Below are 2,622 nucleotides of genomic sequence, written 5' to 3' on the forward strand. Positions count from 1 at the left end.
TGTCGGTCAAGCCGTGGGTCAAGACCTCGCTGGCGCCCGGCAGTCAGGTCGTCGCGGCGGTACTCGAGCGTACAGGCCTCCAGGCGTCGCTCGATGCGCTGGGCTTCCATGTCGTCGGATTCGGCTGCACCACGTGCAACGGCATGTCCGGTCCGATCCCCAAGCCCATGGCGGAAGCGATCGAAGCCGGCAAGCTGGTGGCGGCCGCCGTGCTGTCGGGCAACCGCAACTTCGAAGGCCGCATCCATCCCAACGTCAGGGCTGCATATCTGGCCTCGCCGGCCCTGGTCATCTCCCATGCGCTGGCCGGGGCGATGACGGCCGATATCTCGACCGGCCCGCTTGGCGTGGGCAATGACGGCCTTCCGGTCACCCTGAAGGACATCTGGCCGGATACCGAGGAAATCATCGCGATCATCGACTCCGCCTATGGGCCGGACCTGTTCCGCAGCAAATATGCGGACCTGTTCGACGGTGACGAGACGTGGGAGAAACTGGGCGGTGAAGCGGGCGACCGCTTCGCCTGGGATCCCGCCAGTACCTATGTCCGCTGCCCGCCATATTTCGACGCATTGTCGCCGGATATCCCGGCGGTCGGTCCGGTGACCGGCATGCGGCCGCTCGCCGTGCTGGGCGACAGCATCACCACCGACCATCTATCGCCGTCGGGTGCCATCGTCGCCGGCTCACCGGCTGCGCGGTTCCTGACGGATCGGGGGGTCAAGCCGGCCGACTTCAACTCCTACGGGACGCGGCGCGGCAATCACGAAGTCGCGGTGCGGGCGACCTTCGCAAACATCCGGCTCCGTAACAAAATCGTTCCGGGCGTGGAAGGAGCTATGACAAGGCTGTTGCCGGACGGCACTGACCTGCCGATCTTCGACGCGGCGCTCGAGTATGGCCGGCGCGGAGTTCCCCTGGTCATCGTTGCCGGGCGCAACTACGGCTGCGGATCGTCACGCGACTGGGCGGCCAAAGGCGTAGCGCTGCTGGGCGTCCGCGCCGTGATCGCCGAAAGCTTCGAGCGCATCCACCGCACCAACCTGATCGGCATGGGCATCCTGCCGCTCGTCTTCCCGAACGAGACGACGGCGGACGGACTGGCGATCGACGGCACGGAAACTTTCGATCTGCCGGATCTGGCGACCGAACTCGGCGTCCGCGCCTCGATTACCTGCGTCATCAACCGTGCCGACGGCAACCGGACAACCATCCCCCTGACGCTACGCATCGAAACCGAAGATGAACTGGCATGGTGGCGTCATGGCGGCATCCTGCCGTTCGTCTGGCGCGATCAGGTGGCCGAAATCAGCAAGGAAGCACCATGAGCCAGAGATTCGTTCCCGCCGTCTTCATGCGCGGCGGTTCCAGCAAGGGCGTCGTCTTCCACGAGCGGGACCTGCCGGCCGATCGGGCCGAGCGGGACCAGCTGTTCCTGGACGTGCTCGGCACGCCCGACCCGTACGGCCGCCAACTCAACGGCATGGGCGGCGGCATTTCTTCGCTGTCCAAGGTGGCGATCATCGGACCGTCCACCCACCCCGAAGCCGATGTCGATTACACATTCGGCCAAGTCGTCGTCGACCGGCCCCTGGTGGACTACGGCGCCAACTGCGGAAACCTTTCTTCCGTGGTCGGTCCCTTCGCGGTCGATACCGGACTGGTCGTGGCTGCTGACGGCGAGGTGCTGGTCCGCATCCACAACACCAATACCCGCAAGATCATCCATGCCCGCTTCGACGTGAAGGACGGCAAGGCGGTGACCAGGGGGGACTTCGCCATCGCCGGCGTCGCCGGAACGGCCGCCCGGATCAGGCTGGACTTCCTGGATCCAGGCGGCACCGTCACTCCCGGCCTGCTGCCGACCGGCAATGTCGTGGACAGGATCACGGTCGACGGCGTCGGCGAGCTGGAAGTCTCCCTGATCGATGCCAGCAACCCGGTCGTCTATGTGCGGGCATCCGATCTGGGCATCGAAGGCACGGAATCGCCGGACGAGATCGAAGCCGTTCCGGGATTGATGGCCAAGCTCGACCGGATCCGCAGACAGGCCGGGGTGATGATGGGTCTGGCTGCCACCCAGGATGCCGTCGGCCTGTCCAATCCGAAGATCGCGATGGTCGTTCAACCGGAGCTGTTCAGGACCCTGGACGGCGAGGCGTTCGAACCGGCGACCCATGAGATCGGTGTCCGGATGCTGTCTATGGAGCGGGCGCATCGGGCCGTGACCCTGACCGGAGCCATGTGCGTCGGCGTCGCCTGCCGGATAGCGGGGACGGTGCCCAACCTGCTGGCATCGCCGCCGGCGGCGGACGGTGAAATCCGGGTCGGCAATCCGTCCGGCGTCGTTTCCGTCGGGTCGGAGATCCGGTATGATGGCGGCTGGATCGCCGACAGCGCCGTCGTCTTCAGGACGGCGCGTACCCTGATGACGGGAGCCGTCGCAGTGCCCGGGTGACCGTCATCGGGCACCGTCGCCGGCATCCAGGACCCGCAACAAGTCGTCGTGCGGCACCGGGTAATGGGTGAAACAACGAAGAACCGATCCATCGAGCACCCGTTCGAAGGACAGGTTGTCGATGTGGCGGCTGGCGACGATGCATCGCTGATAGACCTCGACCA

General features: G+C 65.9%; 2 protein-coding genes. Both read left to right on the forward strand.

Going from position 1 to position 2,622, the window contains the following annotated elements:
* Positions 1 to 1,328, forward strand: a 1,328-nt coding sequence (locus AC5JJ6_RS08370) for an aconitase family protein (protein ID WP_496041596.1), incomplete at its 5' end; no start/stop codon positions are given.
* A complete protein-coding gene (locus AC5JJ6_RS08375; RefSeq protein ID WP_496041597.1) occupies positions 1,325 to 2,458 on the forward strand; it encodes a 2-methylaconitate cis-trans isomerase PrpF family protein in 1,134 nt (377 codons plus the stop codon). The genes AC5JJ6_RS08370 and AC5JJ6_RS08375, both read left to right, overlap by 4 nt.
* Positions 2,459 to 2,622 lie beyond the last annotated feature (164 nt).

This window comes from Skermanella sp. (assembly GCF_059503625.1).